Source organism: Enterococcus cecorum, assembly GCF_052119425.1.
Classification (GTDB): domain Bacteria; phylum Bacillota; class Bacilli; order Lactobacillales; family Enterococcaceae; genus Enterococcus_E; species Enterococcus_E cecorum_C.
The window spans coordinates 1-22,185 of sequence record NZ_JBQKFH010000007.1 but is presented as its reverse complement, the minus strand read 5'-3'; the positions used below and the strand labels follow the sequence as shown (position 1 = coordinate 22,185).

The window sequence follows — 22,185 nt, the reverse complement described above, 5'->3', positions numbered from 1 at the left end:
ATCTAAAGTCCGCTCCTTTCTTCACTTGCTTTGGTTTGAATTGTTCCATGTGAAACATAATAAATCTCTGGTTCTAATGTCATTTTATCTTTTAAATGATTGAGAGTCGTGGTCGTTAAGAAAGTCTGCACCTTGTTTTCAATCGTCTGTAAAAGATGGAGCTGTCTTAAATCATCTAACTCACTCATCACATCATCTAATAACAAAATCGGATATTCACCCGTTTCTTGATGCATCAGGTCAATCTCTGCCAATTTGACACTTAAAGCTGTGGTACGCTGTTGACCTTGTGAGCCAAAGTTTTGCACGTTTTTGCCATTGATAAAGAATAACAAATCATCACGATGAGGGCCAATTAACGTGCTTTGGCGTTGACGCTCTTTGTCGAGTTGTTCAGCTAACTTGGATTGGTATTCCGCTTGAATTTGCGCTAAATCCAGCGTATCCAATGATTTCAGCGTGCTATCATAGCGCAAGGTCAAGGTTTCTTTTTCATGACTGATTTTTTGATGCAAACCATTTGCCCAATGCTCCAATTCTTTCGTGAACTGCGCGCGGGTCAATAACACTTTGCTGCCATGTTCGACGAGTTGTTCGGTCAATATTTCAAAATAAACAGCATCAAATTTCTGGTTGATGGCTGCCTGTTTCAAATATTGATTGCGCTGCTTTAAGATTTTTTGATACTGTTGCAACTCATATAAATAGACCCGATTCATCTGGCCAATCTCCATATCGAGAAACTTGCGGCGAACTTGAGGACTACCCTTGACTAAGGAAAGATCTTCTGGGGCAAATAAAATCACATTCATTTGTCCGATATAGCTGCTTAAAAGTTTTTGTTCGATATGATTGACCTTGCATTTGCGGCCCTTCTTGGTTAAAAATAACTCTAAAGGTATCTGCTGGTGACCTTTTTTGACTTCACCAAATAAATAAGCCTGATCGCCCTCAAAGGAAATCAACTCTTGTTCGTTGTTGGTACGATGACTTTTGGTAAGCGCCAGGCAATAAATACTTTCTAAAATATTGGTCTTGCCCTGCGCATTATCTCCCAAAAAAATCACTAAATTCTTCTTGAAATCTAGACTTAATTCCTCATAATTGCGAAAATGCTTTAATTGTAGTTTATTCAGAAACATGATCTGCTTCCTCATTTTTCTCAGGTTCGCTGATAAAGAACGTCCCTTCGCTTGTTTCGACCATCATTCCGGCATACAGCTTGCGGCCACGGCGGTTTTCTAACTCACCATCGACATACACCGCATTTTCCGCCAAATACCATTTAGCCTGTCCACCACTTGCGATAATATTGGCTTCTTTTAATAGCTGCCCAAGTGTCATAAATTCACTTTGTAAGAAAATTTTTTGTTTCATTTTCATCCTCAATTCTTTTTAAGGCGTACATAGATATTATACCTTTTTTGCGGTCAGAAAACAAATGAATATCCAGTTTTAAACGGTTATTTTTCGATTTCAGCTATTTTAGTGCTTTTAAGGTTTTTTGCTTGCTTTCGGCCAAATCTGCTTAAACATAAAACTAGCCGCTCGTACGTTTGGTAAAGCTTTTCTGAAAATAGCCAAAGCATAACAAAAAAGCGGCCATTTCACCCACCGATTGAAAGCAAAAAAATACGCCAAGCAAGAAACCCTTACTTGACGGTACTTTTCATGATTATTTACCTAGCAGCAGTAGTTTGTATAAGACCACTGAAAGGATGACGCCGATGCCACAAATCAGCATCACAAGCAGATTGGCCGGATTTAAGATAAAGCCAAATACAATCGATCCGACTGGCATAAAGAGAATGGCAATTGTGAAAATAACAGAGTATACTCTTCCAACATATTCGCTATCAACACTCTTTTGAACAATCGTAAAGAACTGGATATTAAACATAGTTAAAAAACCACCCATCAAAGCAAACGGCACCAAGGATAGGTAAGCATTTTTGAACACGGCATCTTGCAAGGGTAAAAGTGCAATTGATAAGCCACACAAAACTAAGAATAATAACATTTTATTTTGCGAAACTTCTTTTTGTTTATTTTTTGAAAGTTTGGTATTCACAGCTGAAAAGACAATCGCTCCAACCGATTCAGCAATTAACGCTGCGCCGAAAAAGTTGCTCATCTCTTTAGCAAAATAGTTATTTAAATAAGGCATACTTAAGTTATACCCACTCAAAAAGAAATTCACCATCGCCGAAATAATTAACAGATACATAATCGTTTTGTGCTTGAACATGTACTGCAACCCTTCTGCAATTTGTTTGAAGATAGATTCTTGGGGCTTTTTCTTGCTTGGAGGTAGCTGAATCACGATTTTACTAGAGATGAAAGCCGAGAACAGAAACGTTGCCGCATTAAACAGGTAAGAAACTTTTAAGCCAAACAACTGCCAGACGAGGACCCCAATACTTGGCGAGGCAATCGAGAAAATTTCCTTCGCCAGCGTAAAACGTGAAAAGTGCGTCTCGATATAATCTTCGGTAATACTTTCCTTAATCATCGCATTGTAGCTCGGGCTGTTATACGTGGACAAAATCGCAAGTACGATATTACCAACTAGCATCGCCAAGTACAAATAAGGCGTATCTAAGAATAAAAAGCCAATCAAACAAGTTATCCCACTCAAAAAGTCAGTGACGATCAAGATTTTTTTACGGTTCACTTTATCAGCAAAAGCACCTGCAAATAAATTAAAGACAATCCCAATCATTGTTTCTGAGGACTGATACAAAGACATCAACAACGGCCTACTCGCAAAAACGGAGACCAAAATCATCTTGTTGGCATAATCAAATACCGCATTTCCTACCCTTGAAGTAATACTCGACAGCATGATACGATTCGAGTTTTGCAAATCCACATTTTTCTGTCTCATTCTTTCACCTTCTTCTCACTTTTTTTTAATGTTTCAAAAGGATAACATATTTTATTTCCAAATACAAGATAAAATTTGCAAAATAAGTAAATCTATCGCGACAGTATCTTTTAGCTCTCATAACTACTTTTTTCAAACACTATCTTGAAAAAACGCATTCATAATGCTGGATATCAAATAACCCCAACTACACGCTTGATGCTTGGCGTAGTTGGGGTTTATTTGATAGTCAATCATACTTAAAATATGACTGAACAAGTTATGTTACTTCTATTCAAGTATTCAAATGAATCAATCTAATAATCTATTATAATTTCGTTTTGCATAAATAACTCGAGCAATTGTTACTAACTTTTTTTCTTCATCAATCCAGTAAAAAATCAAGTAATTTTGCACCAAAATCTTTCGGTACTCATGTTTCACAGAGCGAATTGGTTGGTAAACTGGAGTTGAATATGGAAAAGTAAGCAAACTTTCTGCTGCTTCAGTCAGATTCATAGCCAAACGAGTAGCTGCTTCAGGATTTTGTAACTCTTTACTAATATACTGAACTATTTCAACCATATCTTTTTTTGCTATAGGCAGATATTCTAATTTATACAATTTATTCTCCTCCAATAGCGTCCTTCATCGCCTTTAAAACCTCTTTTGAAGAATAACGCTTATCTGTTAGTTCAGCCTCTTTTTCTGCTTCCTGTAGCTTAAAGTATACTTCACTTTCAAGTTGTAAGTTTTCAAATGCCTCCATACTTAAAACAACCATGTCACCATAACCGTTTTTTGTCAGAAAGACGGGTTGAGCAGTTTCATGTACTGTTTTTGAAATATCAGCAAAATTATTTCTTAAATCAGAAACGGGTCTAATAAGATTCATAATAAATCACTCCTCTCCCCTGATTTTAGCATAATTATGATAAATATCCAATGATAAATATCCTAATTCTTTTTGTGTTTATTCAACCCTATAAAAAATAACCCCAACTACACGCTTGATGCTTAGCGTAGTTGGGGTTTATCTTTATTTACTTCTAAACTCGTAGCTGACCGACCCGGCTCACATCCTTTGATTAATTCGTTCGGACGGGTGTGATGAGTTGGACGAAGTTGCCGTTGTCTTCTGCTGGTTCTAAGATAAATGGACGGACCGCAGATAAGAAGCGGATCACGATTTGGCTGTCTTTAAACGCGCGTAAGGCAGCTTTCATATATTCTGGATTGAAGGAAATTTCTAGCGGTTCTCCTTCGACTTTTTCATAAGATAAGCGTTCTTCTACCTTCCCTAATTCCGGAGAGCGACCATATAACATCACGCCTTCATTGGTAATTGATAGGCGAATAATGCTATAACGACCTTCATTAGATAGCAAAGAAGCACGTTCAACGGATTGTAAAAATTGTGGTCCGTTAAAAGTAATGCTCGTTTCAAAATTAGTAGGAATCAAACGACGCGTATCAGGATAATTGCCTTCTAATAAGCGTGAGTAGAATTTCATCGTACTGGTTGTAAACATCACTTGATTATCCATAATGGAAATTTCTACAAATTCTTCATGTTCAGGCAAACTACGAGACAATTCGACTAAGCTCTTACCTGGAATAACCATATCAAAGTTGGCAGCTGCTTCTTCTAATGGAATGACACGTTGGCTTAGGCGATGAGAATCCGTTGCTACAGCTGTTAATTGATTTTCTTCTAAAATAAAATGTACCCCAGTTAAAATTGGGCGTGTTTCTTGGGTTGAGACTGCAAATACGGTTTCGGCTATCACTTGGTTTAATAATGGAATCGGCAATTTCAATGGTGTCGCGCTAGAAACTTCCGGTAATTGTGGATATTCACTGGCACTTAAACCAGCCACCACGAAATTCGCTTCTCCTGAGGTGATGCTGACTTGTTGGTTACTTAATAATTCAATCGTTAACGTATCTTCTGGCAAACGACGCACGATTTCATTAAAAAATCTCGCCTGTATTACAACAGAACCCGTTTGCTCAATTTGCATTTGGGCTTTTTCACTCTCTTTACTTAAAAAGGTTTCAATAGAGACATCCGCATCGCTACCTGTTAAGTAGATACCATCAGGGGTAAGTTCCATTTTGACCCCAGTTAAGATTGGCATGGTTGCTTTTCCTGGGATGGCTCTTAATGCGGTTTGTAATTCTTGCATAAAGACGCTTCTATTTAAGGTTACTTTCATCAGTTGAAAATCCTCTTTTCTATTAATCTGGTACGCTTATTTTATATTATATTAATTAAATATAAAGTAATAGTAGTAGTAGGCTTGTTACTATTGTGGAAAACTAGGGCTAAAACCTTGAAATATAAAGCTTATCCACTGTGGAAAACTTGTGGACAACTTTAAATCTTGCGCACAAATTATCCACATTAGCCATTGAGTGCATTTTTGATTTCGGCGATTTCTTCTTGTAGTTGGGTATTACTGCCAAGAAGCTGCTGAATCTTTTCATGCGCATGGATGACGGTGGTATGATCCTTGCCGCCAAACTCTGCTCCGATTTTTGGTAAAGAATGATCGGTTAATTCGCGGGCTAGATACATCGCAATTTGTCTTGGTACGACGATGGTTTTGACCCGTTTTTTGCCTTTCAAATCCTTGACTTGTACATGATAATACTTCGCCACTTGCTCTTGAATGTCTTGAATCGTTACCTGGGTTAATGGCTGGCTATTTTTCAGTGCTTTCAAGGCTTCAGCGGCTAAACTGGTGGTGATATCCGCATTTTGCATTGTCGCAAAAGCTTGTACTCGCACCAAGGCTCCTTCTAATTCACGGATGTTCGAATCGATTTGACCGGCGATGTAGCTAAGGGTATCATCTGGAATTTCTAAGTTTTCGGCCTCGGCTTTGGTACGCAAAATCGCGGTTCTGGTTTCCAAATCCGGCGGCGTAATGTCTACGGATAATCCCCAGGCAAAGCGCGATACCAAACGTTCTGGCAAGGTCGGAATTTCATTTGGCAGACGGTCTGAAGTGAGGACAATCTGCTTGTTATTGCGGTAAAGCTCTTCAAAAGTATTGAAAAACTCTTCTTGGGTGCCCTCTTTATTGACCAAAAATTGAATATCATCGACTAAAAGCAGGTCAACGGTGCGATATTCATTCCGAAATTCTTCCATGCGATTTTTTTGAATAGAATAGATGAAATCGTTGGTGAAATTTTCGCTGCTGACATATTTAATCTTGGCATTTGGGCGTTTTAACAGCATTTGATGGCCAATTGCGTGCATCAAGTGCGTCTTCCCTAAACCGACACCTCCGTAGAAAAACAGCGGATTATAAATCGAACCTGGATCTTCGGCTACGACTAAGGCTGCTGCATGGGCCATCTGGTTGCCTTTCCCGATGACAAAGGTATCAAAGGTGTATTTCGGATTTAGGAGTGTTTTTTGTTTGTTTTGTTCCTTTTTCTCTGTTTTTTGCTGTGCCTCTTGTGTTTTTTGCTGACGTCTTTCATCGGCTGGCAAAAAATTAGGAATGACCTCGCTACCATATAATAGATAGCCAGTTTCAACGATTTTTCCCGCTAAATTGTCTTCCCAATATTTTTTATGTAAAGCACTCGGAACTTCAATTAATAGTTCATTACCTTCAAATGAAATAGGATGAGCACTTTCAATCCAGGTGTTGTAACTCACCGTACTCATCTCATCTTTATAAATTTTTTGTAGCTGTGTCCAAAGTTCATTTAAAGAAGGCATGACAAAACCTCCTCACTAAAATTGGGCGCAAAGACCCCGATAAATTGTGGATAACTATACTTTAACATTTTCACGGCAAGTTTTCCACAGTCTAGCGCGAATTTCTATCTTTTTTTCACAGAATTGTAATCTGTGTAAAACTTTATACGCAAAAAGCACAAAAAGATATCCACAAAAGATAAAACTTTGTGGATATTATGAGTGAGGTCGGGAGTTTTGCACAAAGTTATCCTCAATCATGAAGTGAAGGGGCGCAAAAGGAAGAGATACTTTTCCACAAAAACTATCCACACCTTGAATAAATTCATCCACACCTGTGGCTCTGTGGAAAAGTGGTGGATAAGACTGGGGATTTTTAGCTTGTGGAAAAAAGTAAATACACAGAGGATTCACAGCAAATCACGAAAATGTGGATAAACTATAAGGAATTCGTTGTCTTTATTTGGTAAGAATGAAAAAACATTTTTTTCTAAATAAGTAATGATTTTGAGAAATTTTCAAGCGTAAAACTCAAATTTTAGTTGACAAAATGGCGTTTGACTCGTTATACTGAGTTAGTATGTCGTATAAATAGCAGAAAAAGACTCTTTTTGGAGGTGTAAAATATGAAAAGAACTTATCAACCAAACAAACGTAAACGTCAAAAAGTTCACGGATTCCGTAAACGTATGAGTACTAAAAACGGTCGTCGCGTATTAGCTAGCCGTCGTCGTAAAGGCAGAAAAGTTTTAGCTGCTTAAGCCACTGGATTACACAGTGGTTTTTTTTTGCCCATTTTTACATAAATAGGATGAAGATTGTCTATAAAATATGTTAGAATAGTCAAGTGAGTAAGAAAAAAAGGAATTGATTAGACGAATTATGAGAAAATCGTATCGAGTGAAGAAAGAATCCGAATTTCAAAGGGTTTTTAATCAAGGTGCTTCATTTGCGAATCGTCGCTTTGTGGTTTATTTTATCGAAAAACCAGAGCAGCCTCATTTTCGTGTCGGCCTATCCGTTGGTAAAAAAGTCGGCAATGCGGTCACAAGAAATGCGGTGAAGCGAAAAATTCGTGCGAGTATTTATCAAATGAAAGATCAGTTGAGAAGCGATATCGATTTTATCGTGATTGCCAGGGCGAGTTGTGCGGACTTGCCATCTGCTGAGATTTACTCCAATTTGAAGCATGTGTTAAAACTTGCCAAAATTTATCAAGAAGAAAATAACGCATAAGATGTGTTAAATTGCATGAAGGGTGGAAAAAATTGAGTGAAAAAAAGTAAGCGCATGATATTGCTGTCGAGTCTAGCAGCAATGGTATTATTCCTAAGTGCTTGTGGGACAAGTGAAGTCAGTGTCAATAGTACCGGCATTTGGGACCGTTATATTGTTTATTATTTTGCTAAGGCGATTGAGTTTCTTTCGTTTGGCAATACGGGAATGGGGATTATCATCTTTACCTTGATTATCCGTTTGTTATTATTCCCATTGATGAGTATGCAAATGAAGAGCATGCAAAAAGTTCAAGAATTGCAGCCACAGTTAAAAGCACTGCAAGAAAAATATGCGTCTAAAGATATCGAAACGCAAAATAAATTACGTGAAGAAACCTCAAGACTATATTCCGAAAATGGTGCGAATCCTTATCTTGGATGTTTGCCATTACTCATTCAGTTGCCAATCTTAACGGCATTGTGGCAAGCATTATCACGTGTGCCGGCTTTACAACAAGGCGAATTTTTATGGTTGCATCTCGGACAAAAAGACCCGTACTACATTTTACCGATCTTAGCGGCAGTCTTTACATTTGGTAGTATGTATCTTTCAAGCATGAGCCAAGTGCAGTCAAATCCAAGTATGAAGATTATGACGTACTTCATGCCGTTGATGATTTTAGCAATGGGTGTGAACTTGGCCAGTGGGGTTGCCTTGTACTGGGCGGTTTCCAATGCTTTCCAAGTGGTGCAAACGTTATTGATTAATAATCCATTCAAAATCAAAAAAGAGCGCGAGGAAAAAATTCGTGCTGAACGGGCGAAAAAACGTGCCTTACAAAAAGCGATGAAGAAGAAATTGAAAAAATAAGGAGGCTTTCATATGTCAGTTTATGTAGGAACGACGGTAGATGAAGCAATTGCAATTGGTTTAAAAGATTTAGGATTAAGCAAAGAGCAAGTAGCCATTGAAGTCATCGATGAAGGGAAAAAAGGCTTTTTAGGAATGGGCCGCAAAAATGCCCAAGTCAAAATCGAGCCAGTTGTGTCTGAAACTACAGAAGAAGTAGTGGTACCAGAAAAAATCGTTGAAGAAATCAAAGAAGTCATGACGGAGACTCCTGAAGAAAATGTACAAGAAGAAACTGCAGAAGTAGCCGTTGAAGAAGTTGAGGAAAATGCAGCGCCTAGCCAAGAAACATTGGAAAACGATGGTCTAAGCGATGAAGAAGCCTTGAAAAAAGTGGCTATCTATGTGACAGAAGTAAGTCAAAAATTAGGGGCACCTGCTTTAGTACGTATGAAACGCGAAGATGGTGTAGTGATTTTCCAATTAGATACGAAAAAACAAGGGATTTTAATTGGCAAACACGGCAAGACTTTAAATGCGTTACAATATTTGGTGCAAGTTTACGTTCACCGCATCGCTAAAAATAAATTATCTGTTGTTTTAAATGTGGGGGATTATCGTGAAAAACGTCAAGCGATTTTGAAACGTTTGGCTGATCGTACCGCACAACAAGTCAAACGCAGTCAACGTCCAGTTTTCTTAGAGCCAATGCCAGCTTTTGAAAGAAAACAAATTCATGCGGCTTTAAGCAACGTGCCATATGTTCAAACCCATTCAGAAGGCGATGAACCTTATCGTTATTTAGTGGTTGAACCAGTGAAAACTTTATAAAAAACAATGACGAGTATGTGGCAAGAATGTAGGCACATACTCGTTTTTTTATAAGGTTGTAAATCGACTTGATCAGCTACGAGCAAAAGGATATCAATCAACTTGGGCAAATACGAGAAAATTCATGTGTTACCTACTGCTTAGAAAATCGGATGAAAGGAGATTTTCTTAAGCAGTAGGGTGAATTTTCCGAGTATTTAGTTGATTGATACCGATAAGGATAAGTTTGTCCAACACGTCGGGAAAGTCCCAAAAGTTAAGACTTTCCCAGACGGGGTGGCTTATACGCCGAAGTAGCTAGTCGATTTACACCGTCAATCAAGGTTGTGAGGTAGCTTGGGAAGACATGAAGAAATTCGTGTGCTTACCTACCACTGCGAAAATCGGATGAAAGGAGATTTTTGCAAGTGGGAGGGCGAATTTCACAATGTCTAGCTGCCAAACACCGTTCATTAGGTTGTAAATCTAAGTTGTGAGGCAGCTCGGGAAGCCTTGAAGAAATTATAAATGATAAAGGAACATAGCGATGGTAAAAAAAGTTGTAGTGGCGATTGATTCATATAAAGGGTGTGCGACGAGTGCAGAATTAAATGCAGCGGTCAAACAAGGCATTGCACAATATAATCCGCAAATAAGCGTGACTTGCCAAGCGATTGCCGATGGTGGCGAAGGAAGTATGCAGGCGATTTATGAGGCATTAGGCGGTGAATTCATCCAAGTGGCCACGGTGGATTTATTAAACCGTCCTATCACGGCCAACTATTTATTGAGTCAAGATATCGCGGTAATTGAGGTGGCAGAAGTAGTCGGCATTGATAAAATTACTCCAAGCATGGACACGATTCAACGAGCCAGTACATTTGGCTTGGCGGCATTATTATTAGATGCTTTGAAACGCAAGGTCACTGAAATCATCATTTGTCTAGGCGGTAGTGGGACTTCTGATGGCGGGATGGGGCTCTTGGCGGGTTTAGGTGTGAAGGGCGCGGATTTGATGGCTTTTTCGCAGCTAGATTTTAGCGAGATGGCAGATTTTAGCCAGGTGCAGCTGACGATTTTATCCGACGTGACCAATCCTTATGCCGGACGTTCGGGTTTTAGTATAATATTTGGTCCGCAAAAAGGGGGCAATCCGACTTATTTGAATGAACAGGCTAAACAAGCACAAAGAATAGTTGATTTTCTTAAGCAAACACAAGGCATTGATTTGCAGCAAATTCCTGGGACTGGAGCTGCAGGCGGGCTTGGAGGTGCTTTGGTGCTTTTAGGCGGTCAAATTACGCCAGGCTTTCAAAAAATCAGTGAGTTGACGCAATTAGCCACCCATATTGCCGGTGCTGATTTGGTGATTACTGGCGAGGGTAAGATGGATGCACAAACCGCTTTTGGTAAAGTTCCATTTGGTGTGGCACAGATAGCCAACCAATACCAGGTCCCTACAATTGCGCTATGTGGGGCTTTAGGTGAAGATTTGGGGCAAATGTCAGAGGTACTTTTGGCCAGTTTTAGCATCCATTCGCAGTTGGTCCCGTTAGCTCAGGCGATGGATAAAGACTACACCTTAACGCAAATCACTAGACAAGCACAGATGGTTTGTCGGGTATTTTTCAGATAGGTTTGACATTTAAAGGAAAAGTCAGTATATTCATAGGGTAATCATTCTTATCAATGAATGGGCAATTTTTCCATTCAAAAAAGGCAGAGGAAGACCGTATCGTACGAGTCATTCTCTGTTTTTTTATTTTTCCTGATTTCAATGGTGTAAAGCTGCTTGTGTTTTAAAGTGACAGATAAAAAGTAGTTATGATATAATATTGAAAACGGTTTTATTTTAGAAAGGGGAAAGTTGCCATGAAAAAACAAATCTTTTCGTCATTTTTGTCTATTCTGCTTTTTCAAATCATGATTACGCTGTTCATCTATCGTGTGGTTCAGGAAGATAGACGTTGGTACTACTTTGCGATGATGGGATTACTAGCCGCGCAAATTATTTTGCAATGGTACAAATTCAGTCGTTATATCAAAAATAATGAGGAGAAAGCATAAAAATTAAACCAGAGGAAAACGCGATTTACAGGGTTCTCCTCTGGCTTTTTAGTTATTAACCAATTGTTGTTTGTGTGTATTGTACAATGGTTCCATAGGCAAAAATCTTAATATATTGTTTACCGTCTGGCGTGTTGATGTGGTTGTGGTCAAAGTGGCAGTTGATTACCGCACTGGCACCATATTCATCCGCACGTTTTTTTAATTGTTCCTTGACGCCTGCTAATAAAGCATTTAAGTCCTCGGATTTGTTGAATACATCGCTATCGAAAGTTTCCGTAGCAAAGGCGATATCACGGACAATATAAGGCCGATTGACATTGCCAGTAGATAATAAGATATGAGATTCTTCATTCATGAGCAATCCCTCACTTTCCTTGATTTACCTTTATTTTATGACTTTTTGTTCAAATTGACAAGCAACATCTAAGTTTTACAATTGCTCAGTTTAAGGAAACGTCAAAACCTGATGAAATCAAGTTTTTCTCGCATTTTTGTAGATGAAGATTATTGCGTACTTTGTCTAATTCTTGTTGAAAAAGTCCTCAAATTGAATGCTTTCCATTATTCTTCATCTCGAATTTTTTAATTATTTTGCGTGTCGTATTTCTCTAGCTAGCATTTTTTTGTGGAATATAACTAATAGATCATTTATTTTTATTGCTATTAAATTATAAATATTAAATTACAAAATATTCATTATGAATTATTATTTTCTTGCTTTTGCTCAATCTTAATTTTTTTACAATAATACTAAATGAAATAGAGTTGCTGTTTTTGCGAACTGATGTTTCTTCGTTAACTTTGAATTAAGTTCATATCTATGATAGAATCTTATGTAACCTATCATTTAACTATAATAAAAAGGACGAAGAAGATATGCACAATACTTTAAAGTTTATAGATTTGTTTGCCGGAATAGGGGGAATTCGGCAAGGTTTTGAAGATGAAAGTACGAAGTGTGTTTTTAGTTCGGAATGGGATAAATTTGCTGTACAAACATATGAGGCAAATTTTAACGAAATTCCTTTTGGAGATATTACTAAAATTTCTGAAAAGGATATTCCAAATCATGATGTTTTATTAGCAGGTTTTCCTTGTCAACCTTTTTCGAGCATTGGAAAGAGGGAAGGTTTTGAACATGCAACACAGGGTACTTTATTTTTCGACGTACTACGAATTCTTAAATACCATAAACCCAAAATGTTTTTATTGGAGAATGTTCAAGGGTTATTGACGATTCAAGAAGGAAAAACATTTGAAATAATAATAGAATCATTAAAGAACAACGGTTATAAAGTGTATTGGAAAGTGCTAGATGCCCAAAATTTTGGGTTGCCTCAGGTGAGAAAGAGAGTAGTAATTGTAGGATTTCATGAAAGTTTGGGAATAGTAGATTTTGAAATTCCTGAAGGCAATCCGATGATACGTATACCAATTAATTCTATATTGGAAAAAAATGTGAAGGGGTACGCTATTTCTGAACATTTACAATCAAGTTATTTATTTAAAAAAGATGATGGAAAACCTCAGTTAGTTGATTATAATTCAACTATTCAAGTAAAGACCTTAGTAGCAAGTTACCATAAAATTCAAAGACTTACAGGCACTTTTGTGAAAGATGGAGAAACAGGTGTAAGATTATTCTCTCAATTAGAATGTAAAAGATTGATGGGATTTCCAGACGAATTTATTGTTCCGGTTAGTCGAACTCAAATGTATAGACAATTTGGTAATTCTGTTGCTGTTCCAATGATAAAAGCAGTTGCAGATGAGATGAAAAAGGCATTTTTTATTTCAACTTCAAAAAAAATGAAGTTAGTATCTAATTTGTGAGGAATTTGCTATGAAAAAATTTAATAAAGGTGAATGGTCTGAATTATATGTATTTTTTTCTGCACTAGCTGAAGGGAAAATTTATGCAGCAGATGAGAATTTACAAAAAATAGAGAATACCTTTTATGTGATATTAAAAGTTATTCGAGATAATGTGGAATATGTTAGAAACAATGATGACGGTCAGATAATAATTAATACTGAAAATGAGTCATATTCAGTTTCTATAAATGAATTTTTGAAAGAAGCACCACGATTATTAGAAAATATTAAAGCTGCAAAAGGAAGTAGCTTCGAGATTCCTAATATAGCTTCTTTTTTAGAAAAAATTGGTATAAAAAATATTAAAGCTAAAAGTACAAGTAAAGGTGATATTACTATTCAAATACATGATGAGTTTACGGGGTTTAAGCCAGTAATTGATTTCAGCATTAAGTCGTATCTTGGTAATACACCAACATTATTGAATGCTTCAGGAGCTACTGTGTCAGAGTTTACTACATCAGAAAAATTGTCTACTGATATTGTAGAAAAAGTAAATAGTATCTCTGGAAAACAAAAGATAAAAGATAGACTTTTATTTTTGAAGGAAAAAAATATTAATCTAGAATTCTCTAGATTAGCGGATACAACATTTTCACATAATTTAAGTATGATAGATTTCAGAATGCCTGAAATCTTTAGTAATTTATTTTTATGTTCATACTTTGTTCAAGGTAAGAGAGTAGAAGATGTTGTAAATTATTATTGTAAACATTATTATGAAGATAAAGAACTAGTAGAATATAAGGTTAAAGATTTACTTGTTGCAATTGCACTTGGAATGGTTCCAAAAACTAAGTGGAGTGGTTTGGATGAAGCTAATGGTGGCTATATTATTGTAAAAAAAGATGGAGAAATAGTCTGTTACCATATATACGATAGGAATAGATTAAAAGAATATTTATATAAACATACGAGGTTTGATTCACCTTCTTCAAGTAGAACAGGGGCGGGAATACTATTTTCAACAGATACGACAACTATGCTTAGGCTAACTTCACAAATTAGGTTTATTTAATGTTAAATCTTTATTTTTCGCTTTTGTCTTGAATTTTGCGTGAAACTATGATAATCTACAAACGAATTCAATCAGACAGGCAGTCAAAGTGCTCGTCTACCTATTACTTTTCATTTATGAGAAAACAATAGGTGGAGTGGGCACTTTTTTAGTTAGGTCGCAAAGCAGCTCGGGAAGCCTCGAAGAAATTCGTGTGTTTACCTCACGCTGAGAAAATCGGATGAAAGGAGATTTTTGCAAGTGGGAGGGCGAATTTCACAATGTCTAGCTGCTGAACGCCGATTAAAAGGATGTGAAGCGACTCGGTCAGCTACGAGCGGATAAGGTCTGTCCAGAACGTCGGGAAAGTCCCTAATATCTACCTAGCTGACAGCCTATTTCACGCGCTTGAGTCTGTTTGATTTAGTAGGTTTGTAGTAGTTTTATTATTAACGGAGGAGAATATGGATCAGATTACCAAAGAATTTGATACGATTGCAGCGATTTCGACAGCACCCGGCGAAGGAGCCATCAGCATGGTGCGCCTAAGTGGGAGCCAAGCGTTAGAGATTGCCGATGAAATATTTGTCGCTGGCAAGAAAAAACTCAGCCCAGTCGACAGCCATACCATTCATTATGGCCATATCTATGACGACAAACGAGAAGGATTTCTAGATGAAGTCATGGTCAGCGTCTTAAAAGCACCGAAAACATTTACTCGCGAAGACATCATCGAAATCAACTGTCACGGTGGGATGGTCGTTACCAATCAAATTTTACAACTGGTTTTACGCAAAGGTGCCCGCCTTGCTGAACCAGGTGAATTTACCAAACGCGCTTTTTTAAATGGCCGTATCGACTTATCGCAAGCTGAAGCGGTGATGGACCTTATCCAAGCCAAAACCGACCAATCGATGCAAATGGCCTACCAACAATTAGAAGGACGCTTATCGACTTTGATTAAAAGTTTACGTCAAGAAATTTTGGAAACCCTGGCGCAAGTTGAAGTCAATATCGATTATCCAGAATACGATGATGTAGAAGAGATGACCAGCCAGTTGATGCTAAACACGGCCAAACATATAGAAGAAAAAATCGAACAGCTGCTAAAGACCGCCACGCAAGGAAAAATTTTGCGTGAAGGCTTGCAGACAGCGATTATCGGCCGGCCAAATGTTGGGAAATCCAGTCTATTAAACTATTTATTGGACGAAGAAAAAGCGATTGTCACTGACATTGCCGGAACGACGCGCGATGTCATCGAAGAATATGTCAATGTCAATGGCGTACCACTGAAACTGATTGATACAGCCGGCATTCGTCAAACAGAAGATGTCGTGGAAAAAATCGGAGTGGAGCGCAGTAAAAAAGCCCTCCAACAAGCCGATTTGGTATTGTTAGTCTTAAACCAAGCCGAAGCACTAACCAAAGAAGATTTAGCGCTATTAGATTTAACCAAACAATCCAAGCGTATCATTTTGCTCAATAAAACAGATTTACCAAGTGCTTTAGACCGCGCACAATTACAAGAAGTGGCCCAAGATAGCCCAGTTTTTGCGATTTCCGTGTTGGCCCAAGATGGTTTGGAGCAATTAGAACAAGCCATTAAAGACCTATTTTTCGCCGGTCAAACCCAATCCAAAGAAGCATCTTATGTCTCCAATACGCGTCATATTTCCCTTTTAGAACAAGCACTAGCCAGTCTAAAAGAAGTGGAGAATGGCATTGATGCAGGGATGCCCGTCGATTTAGTACAAATGGATTTAACCCGTTGTTGGGATCTATTAGGAGAAATCACGGGTGAAAGTGTTCAAGATGAATTAATCACACAATTATTCAGTCAATTCTGTCTAGGAAAATAACAAGAGGTGAACAAATCAATGGAAGAATATCAAGCAGGTTCGTATGATGTCATCGTTGTCGGTGCCGGTCATGCGGGTTGTGAAGCAGCTTTAGCAAGTAGTCGTATGGGAAACAAAACCCTATTAGTTACCATCAATTTAGACATGGTCGCTTTTATGCCATGTAATCCTTCTGTCGGTGGCCCAGCAAAAGGCGTGGTCGTGCGCGAAATCGATGCACTCGGCGGCGAAATGGGAAAAAATATCGACAAAACCTATATCCAAATGCGTATGTTAAACACCGGGAAAGGGCCAGCTGTCCGCGCATTACGAGCACAAGCAGACAAACATGCTTACCACCGCGCGATGAAACATACCATTGAATTAGAAGAAAACCTTACTTTGCGTCAAGGTATCGTCGAACGTTTAATTGTTGAAGATAATGTCTGCAAAGGGGTAGTGACTTCAACAGGTGCGCGATATGATGCAAAAGCGGTAGTCATCACGACTGGTACGGCATTACGCGGAGAAATTATTATTGGGGAATTAAAATATTCATCCGGACCAAACAATTCGCAACCATCCATTGGCCTTGCTGATCATTTGAAAGAATTAGGTTTGGAAATCACACGTTTTAAAACCGGTACCCCACCACGCGTCAAATCAAGCACGATTGATTACTCAGTGACTGAAATTCAACCAGGCGATACCACACCTAACCATTTCAGTTTCTCAACGCCAGATAGTGCCTATAAACAAGAACAAGTACCATGTTGGTTGACCTATACCAATAAACGCACCCATGAAATTATTCAAGAAAACTTACATCGTGCGCCTATGTTTACCGGCATTGTGAAAGGGGTCGGTGCGCGTTACTGTCCATCGATTGAAGATAAGATTGTGCGCTTTAACGATAAACCACGCCACCAACTCTTCCTAGAACCAGAAGGACTAGAAAATGAAGAAGTTTACGTACAAGGCTTTTCTACTTCGCTACCTGAAGATGTCCAATTGAAAATGTTGCACTCAATTGCTGGATTAGAAAAAGCGGAAATGATGCGTACAGGTTATGCTATTGAATATGATGTGGTTGTCCCTCACCAATTGCGCCCAACGCTTGAAACGAAAAAAATTGCCAATCTTTTCACTGCTGGCCAAACAAACGGTACCAGTGGTTATGAAGAAGCAGCCGGCCAAGGGTTGATTGCCGGAATTAACGCTGCATTGAAAGTCCAAGGCAAAGAACCATTTGTATTAAGTCGTTCAGATGGCTATATCGGTGTGATGATTGATGATTTAGTCACAAAAGGCACCAACGAACCTTATCGTTTATTGACTTCACGTGCTGAATACCGCTTGATTTTGCGTCATGATAATGCAGATTTGCGCCTAACTGAAATGGGGCATGCAATCGGCTTAGTCAAAGAAGACCAATACCAAGCCTACTTAGCGAAAAAAGCCAATATCGAAGCAGAAATCAAACGTTTAAGTGAAATTCGCTTAAAACCAACCAAAGAAATCAATGAATTTTTAGCTCAAAAGCAAGCAGCGGCCTTAAAAGATGGCGTCTTAGCCCTGGATTTCCTACGCCGTCCAGAAGTTAGCTACTTAGAATTAACGCAATTTATTCCAGCGGGTCCTGAGTTAACCAATAAAGAAATCGAGCAAGTCGAAATTCAAATCAAATATGAAGGTTATATCAAGAAGGCTCTAGATAAAGTCGAAAAATTAAAACGCATGGAAGCCAAACGTATTCCAGAAAATATCGACTATGATGCGATCAATAGTCTAGCAACCGAAGCCCGTCAAAAATTATCTAAAATTCGTCCGGAAACCATTGCCCAAGCGAGTCGTATCAGTGGCGTCAACCCTTCTGATATCTCTATTTTGATGGTTTATATCGAACAAGGAAAAATTGCCAAAATTCAACCAGAAGCGTAATCTATCCTAACTTTCCTCAGCTAGTTTGATGCTAGTTGAGGATTTTTTTATTTTTTTTCAAAATTTTTTTGACATTTTCTTTCTTCCATCCGTTATTAAAGATGTAAGACGAATTGCATTTCACGGTTGTTGATATATCAGCAATAAAAACACTTTTCCAACTAATGAACATCATTTTGAACATCACGAGCCAAATTATACCATCGCCACGCCTTAAAATTTAGGTATGGCGATGATATTTTTTGTTTGCTAGAAGTTTGCAAATTTAGCGAGTTTTTCAACTGTTTCTGTTTGTTGCTCTTGTGTAACATGAATATAAATGTTCATAGTTGTTTCAATATCTGAATGCCCTAGCCGTGTTTGCACTTCTTTGATTGATACACCACTAGCAAATAGCAAACTAGCATGAGTATGCCTCAATCCGTGCAAAGTGATGCGCTTAACCCCGACAGCTTCAATTGTTTTATCTAACATCTTTTCAATTGTACGAATATGACGGGGTACACCTTCAAAACTAGAAAAAATATATTCAGACCGCTTGCCATTCATGAATAGCATTTCTTTATGGATAGTACGCCATGCCTTTAATATTTGAATGGTGGTGCTATCTATCGGAATTGTTCTAATACTTGCTTTAGTCTTTGGTGTTGATGGTTTGTATCCACCTTTACATCTAGACATTGCTTTAGTAATGCTGATCGTGTAATCAGTAAAGCTAACATCAGACCATTGTAACGCTAGGGCTTCATTGATGCGCAAACCGCTGAAAGCAAGTAAGCGAATAATAGCGTAATTTAAGTAATTATCATGCCTTTGTAACTCATCGCCTATTTTTGCTTGTTCATCTAGATAATTCAAAATCTTTTGTAATTCATCTTTAGTGAAAAAATTTTCGTCGCTTTTTTCTAACTCTTTTAACACATCGGTATCTTTCTTTTTAGGTTTGATAACATGGTTAAATGGGTTTTCTTTAAGTAATTCTAAAGAAATACCATAATTCATTACAGATTTACAGTAAGATAAAAACAAACCATAGCTTTTAACTTTTTTAGCCCACTCATTCACAGCTTTTTGTGCTTGTGGTATACTGATTTTATCAAATTTGTATTTGCCTAAAGATGGCAAAATGTGCTTATCAAAGAAGTGCTTGGTGTTGTTAAATGTACTTTCTTTAACGGTGGTTTGATAGCTTTCTAGCCATAAATTATAAAGCTCTTCAAAGGTCTTTATGTTTACGGTTGGTTTGCTATTCAGACCGCCGTTTTTTTCGTAGTCAATTAACAGTTGCTTGTACGCCTTCTTCGCTTCTCTCTCAGTCTTGAAGCCCCTTCTTGTGGTTGAAATACGTTTGCCCGTTGCTTCATCAGTGCCAAGATATGCCCTAAATTGCCAATAAGTGCCATCGCCTTTTGTGTATTTCTTAAAAGTTGCCATTGTTTCCAGTCCTTTCTTAAAATCGAGCGTACACAAGAAAAAAGTGGAATGACTAAAATATTTAATGATGGCGATGGTGCAATTAATGCTGATCGTAACCCTTGAAGCCCGAGTGAAGCCCGAGAAACCAAATAACCGACATCGAGAAATGAACAGCGAGTGAACAGCGAGAAATTGACATATATAATAACAATTCAACGCGATGCAATAAAACGCAGGTATTCAAACGAACCGAGAGCGAACCGTGAGAAAATGAACGGCCAACCTAATAAAACCTAACTTTTTAAATAATTCCCCACGAGTGGAGAAGTTTCCTGGTAAGTTGGGGAAGGTTTCCCCGATAATCTGGGGAAGTATAGACATCGCAACATCTTGCGAATTTTCGACACTTATGCCGAAATTTCCAAACGTTAGGAATTTTGTAACGTTGCATAATTTCAAATGTTGACACGTTGCAACATTTAGCAACGGGTACAAATTTGAGCCGGTTAACAGTGCTAGAAAAACAATTTACAATTTCAAATAGTGCAACGTTGCACCATTTAGGAACAACCGTAGTTATAACTACCCTTGTACCTCCGTAGTTGTAAGTACATTGGTGCGTAGTTACGACTTCATAGCATATCTGACCGAACGAATTGTTCTATCAGCTAGGCAAACACCGCCCTAATTTAGGGTACAGGTTAAAACATGAGTCCTCATTTTAGGGAGTCGCAAAACGCTACCCCCATGCACCGAATTAGTGCATCAGGTAAATTCTAAAGTACCGAAACGGTAGGTGAGACATCAGGGTAATACCTCAGAAAACCTAAGAATTGACTTTATCCGAAAAAACGGAAAAACCTATAAAACACATCATGACAGGATATTTCAACCCGTCACGCAAAAAAACTATAAGTCAATTTTGACTAACAGTTATCAAATAGAAACGCTGAATGAGTTGTTCACCGTATAAGTTGAACTTAGGGCGTAATAATAAATATCTGACTAGGCAAAACACCGACTCAGGGCGTAGTTAGAAATACAGCCTTATAATGCTAATGTGGTGGGGGTTAGGGTTGGTAATTTGCCACAATAGAATCTAATAATTCCAAAACAGCATTCTTCTGTTTGTTATCAAGAAAACAAAAGTATATCAATAATTTACTTTCATCATCAGCCCCATAAAGAGCCTCTAGCGCTTCCATAATCATAAAGTATTTATCTGTATATTCAGGGTCTTGACTATCAAGGTTCATAATTTCTTGGAATTCAAAAATCATCTTTTCGCCTAAAAATTCAGCTATTAAACTGTTAGCCTTAGGATAACTAACCCCTTTTTCTACGAATTTTTTTAGAGTTTGTGCACTACTTGCAACACTTGTTTTATAATCGCTAAGCCCCATTATATAAGCTTTTGAAACATTGAAATAATCAGATAACTTATCCCATGTATCTTGATTTCTAGGCTTGCTATTACCGTTTTCGTAATTAGAAAGCATACTTTGAGAAATGCCGATTATTTCAGATAATTCTTTAACAGTTACACCTTTATTTTTCCTTAATTCTTTAATTCTATTCATCTTCAACACCGCCTTTCTACTCAATAATTTAACATTTTTTGTAACTTAAGTAAATCTTATTTTCAGAATTTAAGAATTTTGTTGTTGACATTCTTATATTCTGATATTAAGATATATCTTGTAATCGGAATTTAAGAATTTAAAAAAGGAGCTGAAACCATGATTGACTTAACAACCGAAATGATAGCCCAGTTAAGAGAAGCACGAGCGAGAAAGAATATCACTTTAGCAAAAGCAAGCCAAGAGATAGGCATTTCTTCAAAACAATTAGGGCTTATCGAAAATGAAAAAGTAAGCCGAGTGCGCCAAAGTGTTTATGTTAAGCTGACTAATTGGCTAGTAGATGCAAGAAAACCGAGATAGGAGGGCGCACGATGAACTTACCAACAAATCAATTTAACATCCAAGTAACCAAAGACACAGCGACTATTGACAGTTTGACAGTTGCTAAAGGGTTCGAGAAAAGACACGACACAATTTTGAGAGATATTCAAGCGATTATTGAAACCGTGAGTAAATCTCACTCCACAAAAATGGGGAGTGAAAAAATAATCAATCCAAAAACGGACAGATTAAACGAAAGATACAAAGACATTCATATCACTAAAAACAAACTGAAACAATATTTCATCAAGTCCGAATACATCAACGAACGAGGGCGAACCTATCCAATGTATCTATTGACTGAAAAAGGGTTCAACCTTTTGGCGATGGGTTACAACGGCAAGAAGTTTATAGCGTATAAAATGGCTTTGCTTGATGAATTTGAACGCATTAAGAAAGAATTGACCAAATACCGCCAACAATACGAGGCGAGCAAACCAACACAAAAGGCACTATCTCAAGCCATCGCAGAGCACCCACGCTATAAAGGAAGCGCAAGGCTAGGTATGAATATAGCCACAATGAACAGTAACATTATTAAGCTAGTCACAGGCGATAGACGCATAAAGAAAGCCGAGTTAAACGCTGAGGAGCTAGCAGAGTTTGAAACGCTGGAG

The 22,185-nt window shown here is 37.8% G+C and carries 22 protein-coding genes; 12 read left to right on the top strand and 10 right to left on the bottom strand.

Annotated elements, in window-relative coordinates:
• Positions 1-2: 2 nt before the first annotated feature.
• The 7 genes from recF to dnaA all read right to left on the bottom strand — a co-directional run bounded on the left by recF (position 3) and on the right by dnaA (position 6,608).
• Complete coding sequence (recF, locus tag ACTQZM_RS02685) at positions 3-1,142, bottom strand: DNA replication/repair protein RecF (RefSeq protein WP_441652827.1); 1,140 nt, start codon at positions 1,140-1,142, stop codon at positions 3-5.
• Positions 1,129-1,377 carry a S4 domain-containing protein YaaA gene (gene yaaA / locus ACTQZM_RS02680; RefSeq protein WP_047334537.1) on the bottom strand — a complete coding sequence of 83 codons (249 nt, stop codon included), beginning with the start codon at positions 1,375-1,377 and terminating at the stop codon, positions 1,129-1,131. The genes recF and yaaA overlap by 14 nt, the downstream gene beginning before the upstream one ends.
• 298 nt (positions 1,378-1,675) lie before the next feature.
• Entirely contained in the window at positions 1,676-2,887 is a 1,212-nt protein-coding gene (locus tag ACTQZM_RS02675) for an MFS transporter (protein WP_441652826.1), read from the bottom strand.
• Positions 2,888-3,178: 291 nt separating this feature from the next.
• Positions 3,179-3,490 carry a type II toxin-antitoxin system RelE/ParE family toxin gene (locus ACTQZM_RS02670; protein WP_113784809.1) on the bottom strand — a complete coding sequence of 104 codons (312 nt, stop codon included), beginning with the start codon at positions 3,488-3,490 and terminating at the stop codon, positions 3,179-3,181.
• 1 nt (position 3,491) lies between these two features.
• Complete coding sequence (locus tag ACTQZM_RS02665; protein WP_441652825.1) at positions 3,492-3,761, bottom strand: type II toxin-antitoxin system Phd/YefM family antitoxin; 270 nt, start codon at positions 3,759-3,761, stop codon at positions 3,492-3,494.
• A 193-nt stretch (positions 3,762-3,954) separates the two neighbouring features.
• A complete protein-coding gene (gene dnaN / locus ACTQZM_RS02660; RefSeq protein WP_441652824.1) occupies positions 3,955-5,085 on the bottom strand; it encodes a DNA polymerase III subunit beta in 1,131 nt (376 codons plus the stop codon).
• Between the two features lie 188 nt (positions 5,086-5,273).
• Complete coding sequence (dnaA, locus tag ACTQZM_RS02655) at positions 5,274-6,608, bottom strand: chromosomal replication initiator protein DnaA (protein ID WP_113784805.1); 1,335 nt, start codon at positions 6,606-6,608, stop codon at positions 5,274-5,276.
• Between the two features lie 605 nt (positions 6,609-7,213).
• Between dnaA and rpmH the strand changes: the two genes are divergently transcribed.
• The 6 genes from rpmH (at position 7,214) to ACTQZM_RS02625 (ending at position 11,531) form a co-directional block, all read left to right on the top strand.
• The gene (gene rpmH / locus ACTQZM_RS02650; protein WP_006703104.1) at positions 7,214-7,348 is read left to right on the top strand and encodes a 50S ribosomal protein L34; all 135 of its coding nucleotides are present in this window, start codon (positions 7,214-7,216) and stop codon (positions 7,346-7,348) included.
• Positions 7,349-7,469: 121 nt separating this feature from the next.
• On the top strand, positions 7,470-7,823 hold the full coding sequence (gene rnpA / locus ACTQZM_RS02645; protein ID WP_016250482.1) for a ribonuclease P protein component: 354 nt from the start codon (positions 7,470-7,472) through the stop codon (positions 7,821-7,823).
• Between the two features lie 36 nt (positions 7,824-7,859).
• Positions 7,860-8,675 (top strand): YidC/Oxa1 family membrane protein insertase, encoded by an 816-nt coding sequence (locus tag ACTQZM_RS02640; RefSeq protein ID WP_248626405.1) that lies wholly within the window; start codon positions 7,860-7,862, stop codon positions 8,673-8,675.
• A 12-nt stretch (positions 8,676-8,687) separates the two neighbouring features.
• Positions 8,688-9,485 (top strand): RNA-binding cell elongation regulator Jag/EloR, encoded by a 798-nt coding sequence (gene jag, locus ACTQZM_RS02635; protein ID WP_349279439.1) that lies wholly within the window; start codon positions 8,688-8,690, stop codon positions 9,483-9,485.
• Between the two features lie 526 nt (positions 9,486-10,011).
• Complete coding sequence (locus tag ACTQZM_RS02630; RefSeq protein ID WP_441652823.1) at positions 10,012-11,100, top strand: glycerate kinase family protein; 1,089 nt, start codon at positions 10,012-10,014, stop codon at positions 11,098-11,100.
• A gap of 236 nt (positions 11,101-11,336) precedes the next feature.
• Positions 11,337-11,531, top strand: coding sequence for a hypothetical protein (locus tag ACTQZM_RS02625; protein WP_441652822.1), 195 nt, complete (start codon positions 11,337-11,339; stop codon positions 11,529-11,531).
• Between the two features lie 55 nt (positions 11,532-11,586).
• Here ACTQZM_RS02625 and ACTQZM_RS02620 read toward each other — a convergent pair whose 3' ends face one another.
• Positions 11,587-11,889: a heavy metal-binding domain-containing protein gene (locus ACTQZM_RS02620; protein WP_016250488.1), complete on the bottom strand. Its 303-nt coding sequence runs from the start codon at positions 11,887-11,889 to the stop codon at positions 11,587-11,589.
• Positions 11,890-12,410: 521 nt separating this feature from the next.
• Between ACTQZM_RS02620 and ACTQZM_RS02615 the strand changes: the two genes are divergently transcribed.
• The 4 genes from ACTQZM_RS02615 (at position 12,411) to mnmG (ending at position 18,188) form a co-directional block, all read left to right on the top strand.
• The gene (locus tag ACTQZM_RS02615; protein ID WP_171299968.1) at positions 12,411-13,367 is read left to right on the top strand and encodes a DNA cytosine methyltransferase; all 957 of its coding nucleotides are present in this window, start codon (positions 12,411-12,413) and stop codon (positions 13,365-13,367) included.
• A 10-nt stretch (positions 13,368-13,377) separates the two neighbouring features.
• Entirely contained in the window at positions 13,378-14,427 is a 1,050-nt protein-coding gene (locus ACTQZM_RS02610; protein ID WP_171299970.1) for an HpaII family restriction endonuclease, read from the top strand.
• Positions 14,428-14,870: 443 nt separating this feature from the next.
• On the top strand, positions 14,871-16,268 hold the full coding sequence (gene mnmE, locus ACTQZM_RS02605; RefSeq protein WP_441652821.1) for a tRNA uridine-5-carboxymethylaminomethyl(34) synthesis GTPase MnmE: 1,398 nt from the start codon (positions 14,871-14,873) through the stop codon (positions 16,266-16,268).
• Positions 16,269-16,286: 18 nt separating this feature from the next.
• Positions 16,287-18,188, top strand: coding sequence for a tRNA uridine-5-carboxymethylaminomethyl(34) synthesis enzyme MnmG (gene mnmG / locus ACTQZM_RS02600; RefSeq protein WP_441652820.1), 1,902 nt, complete (start codon positions 16,287-16,289; stop codon positions 18,186-18,188).
• A 249-nt stretch (positions 18,189-18,437) separates the two neighbouring features.
• Here mnmG and ACTQZM_RS02595 read toward each other — a convergent pair whose 3' ends face one another.
• Both ACTQZM_RS02595 and ACTQZM_RS02590 read right to left on the bottom strand, forming a co-directional pair.
• Entirely contained in the window at positions 18,438-19,622 is a 1,185-nt protein-coding gene (locus ACTQZM_RS02595; RefSeq protein WP_441652819.1) for a tyrosine-type recombinase/integrase, read from the bottom strand.
• A gap of 1,052 nt (positions 19,623-20,674) precedes the next feature.
• Positions 20,675-21,184, bottom strand: a complete 510-nt coding sequence (locus tag ACTQZM_RS02590; RefSeq protein ID WP_441652818.1) for a helix-turn-helix domain-containing protein — start codon at positions 21,182-21,184, stop codon at positions 20,675-20,677.
• Between the two features lie 159 nt (positions 21,185-21,343).
• Here ACTQZM_RS02590 and ACTQZM_RS02585 point away from each other — a divergent pair, with 159 nt between their 5' ends.
• Both ACTQZM_RS02585 and ACTQZM_RS02580 read left to right on the top strand, forming a co-directional pair.
• A complete protein-coding gene (locus ACTQZM_RS02585) occupies positions 21,344-21,547 on the top strand; it encodes a helix-turn-helix domain-containing protein (RefSeq protein WP_441652817.1) in 204 nt (67 codons plus the stop codon).
• A gap of 11 nt (positions 21,548-21,558) precedes the next feature.
• Positions 21,559-22,185: Rha family transcriptional regulator (locus ACTQZM_RS02580; protein WP_441652816.1), on the top strand; the 627-nt coding region annotated here is incomplete at its 3' end.

What these genes read in the sequence shown, in the direction of transcription:
- recF (WP_441652827.1), bottom strand. Translation starts at nt 1,142, where the DNA reads ATGTTTCTGAATAAACTACAATTAAAGCATTTTCGCAATTATGAGGAA.
- yaaA (WP_047334537.1), bottom strand. Translation starts at nt 1,377, where the DNA reads ATGAAACAAAAAATTTTCTTACAAAGTGAATTTATGACACTTGGGCAG.
- ACTQZM_RS02675 (WP_441652826.1), bottom strand. Translation starts at nt 2,887, where the DNA reads ATGAGACAGAAAAATGTGGATTTGCAAAACTCGAATCGTATCATGCTG.
- ACTQZM_RS02665 (WP_441652825.1), bottom strand. Translation starts at nt 3,761, where the DNA reads ATGAATCTTATTAGACCCGTTTCTGATTTAAGAAATAATTTTGCTGAT.
- dnaN (WP_441652824.1), bottom strand. Translation starts at nt 5,085, where the DNA reads ATGAAAGTAACCTTAAATAGAAGCGTCTTTATGCAAGAATTACAAACC.
- dnaA (WP_113784805.1), bottom strand. Translation starts at nt 6,608, where the DNA reads ATGCCTTCTTTAAATGAACTTTGGACACAGCTACAAAAAATTTATAAA.
- rpmH (WP_006703104.1), top strand. Translation starts at nt 7,214, where the DNA reads ATGAAAAGAACTTATCAACCAAACAAACGTAAACGTCAAAAAGTTCAC.
- rnpA (WP_016250482.1), top strand. Translation starts at nt 7,470, where the DNA reads ATGAGAAAATCGTATCGAGTGAAGAAAGAATCCGAATTTCAAAGGGTT.
- jag (WP_349279439.1), top strand. Translation starts at nt 8,688, where the DNA reads ATGTCAGTTTATGTAGGAACGACGGTAGATGAAGCAATTGCAATTGGT.
- ACTQZM_RS02630 (WP_441652823.1), top strand. Translation starts at nt 10,012, where the DNA reads ATGGTAAAAAAAGTTGTAGTGGCGATTGATTCATATAAAGGGTGTGCG.
- ACTQZM_RS02625 (WP_441652822.1), top strand. Translation starts at nt 11,337, where the DNA reads ATGAAAAAACAAATCTTTTCGTCATTTTTGTCTATTCTGCTTTTTCAA.
- ACTQZM_RS02620 (WP_016250488.1), bottom strand. Translation starts at nt 11,889, where the DNA reads ATGAATGAAGAATCTCATATCTTATTATCTACTGGCAATGTCAATCGG.
- ACTQZM_RS02615 (WP_171299968.1), top strand. Translation starts at nt 12,411, where the DNA reads ATGCACAATACTTTAAAGTTTATAGATTTGTTTGCCGGAATAGGGGGA.
- ACTQZM_RS02610 (WP_171299970.1), top strand. Translation starts at nt 13,378, where the DNA reads ATGAAAAAATTTAATAAAGGTGAATGGTCTGAATTATATGTATTTTTT.
- mnmE (WP_441652821.1), top strand. Translation starts at nt 14,871, where the DNA reads ATGGATCAGATTACCAAAGAATTTGATACGATTGCAGCGATTTCGACA.
- mnmG (WP_441652820.1), top strand. Translation starts at nt 16,287, where the DNA reads ATGGAAGAATATCAAGCAGGTTCGTATGATGTCATCGTTGTCGGTGCC.
- ACTQZM_RS02595 (WP_441652819.1), bottom strand. Translation starts at nt 19,622, where the DNA reads ATGGCAACTTTTAAGAAATACACAAAAGGCGATGGCACTTATTGGCAA.
- ACTQZM_RS02590 (WP_441652818.1), bottom strand. Translation starts at nt 21,184, where the DNA reads ATGAATAGAATTAAAGAATTAAGGAAAAATAAAGGTGTAACTGTTAAA.
- ACTQZM_RS02585 (WP_441652817.1), top strand. Translation starts at nt 21,344, where the DNA reads ATGATTGACTTAACAACCGAAATGATAGCCCAGTTAAGAGAAGCACGA.